The organism is Yinghuangia sp. YIM S10712 (genome assembly GCF_051388935.1).
Lineage (GTDB): Bacteria > Actinomycetota > Actinomycetes > Streptomycetales > Streptomycetaceae > Yinghuangia.
Map to the genome: position 1 here is coordinate 1 of NZ_JBPKBI010000063.1, position 3,207 is coordinate 3,207.

1 protein-coding gene is annotated in these 3,207 nt (G+C 70.1%); it reads left to right on the top strand.

What is annotated here, in order from left to right; all coding sequences use genetic code 11:
* The first annotated feature begins 320 nt into the window (after positions 1–320).
* Positions 321–3,176, top strand: coding sequence for a Helicase associated domain protein (locus ACRX5W_RS33175; protein ID WP_436792112.1), 2,856 nt, complete (start codon positions 321–323; stop codon positions 3,174–3,176).
* Positions 3,177–3,207 lie beyond the last annotated feature (31 nt).

A 3,207-nucleotide genomic window follows, 5' to 3' on the forward strand; every position in this document is an offset into this window, starting at 1 on the left:
CATCCCAACGAGAGGAACCAGACCCCAGCAGTGCACGGGCTCCGCTGCGCTCCGCCCCCTAATCTGACACTCCATCACACACCCCCATACAGCCAACCGAACACCATCACCCTACACCAGCAAACCACCCACACACAGCCCCGAGCCATGCCACAATGAACCCGGATGCATCACGACCGGAGGATGCATCAGACAGATGATGCGTGATGTAAGCTCAGCCATAGATTCCCACCCCCTCCGAGCCCCGGCACACACCGGAAAACTACCCGACAAAGCCCACAGAAAGCCACCAACACAGCTCCCGAAAAGGACCCCTGACCATGCCCTTAAAGCTCCGAGACCACCAGAAAGAAGCCGTCGACGCCATCATCAACGGACTCGACATCCCACCCGGAAAACGCGTCCCCGCGAACGGCCTGCGCGCCCAAGTCCACGCCGCATGCGGCACCGGCAAGACCATCATCGCCGCCGAAGCCGCGCGCCGACTCGTGCCCCTCGGGCGGGTCCTCGTCATCGTCCCCACCCTCGACCTGCTCACCCAGACCGTCCGCGCCTGGCAAAGCGCCGGCCACACCGGGCCCTCCGTCGCCGTGTGCTCGCTCCAAGACGACCCCGAGCTGGACGCCATGGACGTCCGATGCACGACGATCCCGCCCCGGCTCGCTCTGTGGCACGGCACCGGCCCCGTCACCGTCTACGCCACCTACGCCTCCCTGGGGGTCCTGGCCGAGGCGTTCGCGGGCGTCTACGGGCAGAAACTCGCGCCCATGGACCTGGTCGTCGTCGACGAGGCGCACCGCACCAGCGGCTCCATGGGTAAGGCGTGGGCGGTCGTCCACGACCAGGCGGAGATCCCGGCGGTGCGCCGGCTCTACATGACCGCCACACCACGGATCTGGGAGGAGCGTCCGCTCCGCGAGATCCGCGAAGGGGCGCGCGAGCCGCTCAAGGAAGAGCTCGCGGCCTCCATGGACGACGAACAAGTGTTCGGGAAAGTCGTCTACAAACTCCCCCTCGCCGAGGCAGTCGCTCGCGGGCTGCTAGCGCGGTACCAGGTCATCGTCGTGGAGATCGCCGACCCCGAGGTCACCCCGGAGCGGCTGCGCGGCGAGCAGCGCCTGGACGAGGACGTACGCGGGGAACGCCTCGGCGCGCTCCAGGCGGCGATGCTGCGCACCGCGGCAGAGCACCGGCTGCAGACGATGATCACGTTCCACCACCGCACCGTCGAAGCCGAGGCGTTCGCCGAGGGCCTGCGCGGCGTGGCTAGGCGGCTGAACACGGCTGATCCGGAGACGTACCCGGAGCGGGTGTGGGCGGACTGGCTGCACGGCGGGCACGTATCCGAGCACCGCCAGAAGGTCCTCGCCGAGTTCGGCCGGCGCGCCGGGCTCGCGGTGCTGTCGAACTGCCGGGTCCTGGGCGAAGGTGTCGACATCCGCGCCGTCGACTCCGTCGCCCTCCTCGACCCGAAGGGCGCGCCGCACGACATCGTGCAGGCGATCGGGCGGGCGCTGCGGCAAAAGCCCGGCGAGGGGAAGCTGGCGTCGCTGATCGTGCCGGTATTTCTCGGACGGGACGAAGCCCCTGAGGACATGTTCACGTCGCGGTCGTATCGGCCTTTGGTGAAAGTGCTGCAGGCGTTGCGGGCGCATGACGAGGAAGCCGTCGAGCTTTTGGCGATTCCCCAGCAAAGCCAGGCGCGGCGTTACGAACCGTCGGAGGGAATCGGGGAAGCGCCGGGGGAAGGGGAGGAGGAAAACCGTTTCCTGCTGCGTTTCGCGGCTCCTCGGGATCCGGTGATGGTCGCGGAGTGGGTGTCGTTCAACATCTTCGACACCGAACGCCAGGACTGGATGCGCGGCTACGCAGCGTCACGGAAGTTCCGGCTGAGGGAAGGGCACCTCCGTGTCCCGTTCGACCACGTCGAAGGCGGCGCGGCCGGCGTGCGGGCCCCGGCGGTCACACCCGAGGAGCTGGAGCCGGGCGCGGAGGCCGGCGCGGGCGTCGAGGAGCTGCCCGAGGACGACAAGCACGCGGTGCAGCAGGGGAGTTCGGCGTTGTGGCGGCCGGGGCGGGGGTTCCTGCTGGGGCACTGGATCAGCAAGCAGCGCCGGGCGTACGCGGCCGGGACGCTGACCGGGCAGCAGGTTCGGCGGCTGACCACGCTCGGGATGGTGTGGGACCACGCCGAAGCGCAGTTCGAGGAGGGCCTGGCGGCGGCGAGGGCGTACTTCGCCGACTTCGGCTCGCTCGCTGCTCCGCAGAGCGCGACGGTGCTGGACAAGCAGGTGGGGACTTGGCTGTCGAATTTGCGGAGGCCGGGTGTTTTGGCCGGGCACCCCGAGCGCGCCGCGGCGCTCGCCGCGATCGACCCGGACTGGAACCCCGCCTGGCCGCTGGTGTGGCAGCGGCACTACGCCGGCGTCCGCGAATCCCTCGCCGGCGGCGCGCAGTTGGACGACCTGGTGCCCGGCGTGACCATCCACGGGCACGACATCGGCCGGTGGCTGGAGATCCAACGCCAGCCGGTGGTGTGGCGCGGCCTTACCGCCGCGCAGCGCGAACGCCTCACACAACTCGGCATCGAACCCTTCCCCGCACCCACGGCCGAGGCCGGCGCGGAAGGCGGGCGGAAGGGGGCTGGGCGGCCTTCCAAGGCGTTCGAGCGGGGCCTGGCGGGGCTGCGGCAGTACTACGCCCGGACCGGGTCTGTGGCGGTCCCCAGGGGTCATGTGGAGGCTTTGGAGGCCGGCGCCGAAGGCGGTGCCGGGGGCGTCGAGCCGGTCGAGGTGAAACTCGGTGTGTGGCTCAGCAACACCAAAAGCCGCTGGGCCGGCCTCACCGACGACCAACGCGCACGGCTCGCACAACTCGGCATCGAACCCGTCCCCACCGCCCAGGCCGCGGCGGCCGCGAAAGCCGCCCAGAAGGCCGCCGAACGGCCCTCGGCGGCCTTCCAGCGGGGCGTCGCGGCTCTGCGGCAGTACCAGGGCCGGACAGGGTCCGTCGTGGTCCCCAGGGGGCACGTCGAGGTCCTTGACGCGGCGCCCGAGGGCAGCAAGCCGGTCGAGGTGAAGCTCGGCGTGTGGCTCAGCAACACCAAGGCCCGCCGCGCCAAACTCACCACCGACCAACTCCACCAACTCGCCGAAGCCGGCCTCGACTGGCGGTAACTCGCGGAGCAAGTCTCGCGGCCCGGGGGGG

Bases quoted from the DNA above. Each gene is read 5' to 3' on its own strand.
- ACRX5W_RS33175 (WP_436792112.1), top strand. From the start codon at position 321: ATGCCCTTAAAGCTCCGAGACCACCAGAAAGAAGCCGTCGACGCCATC.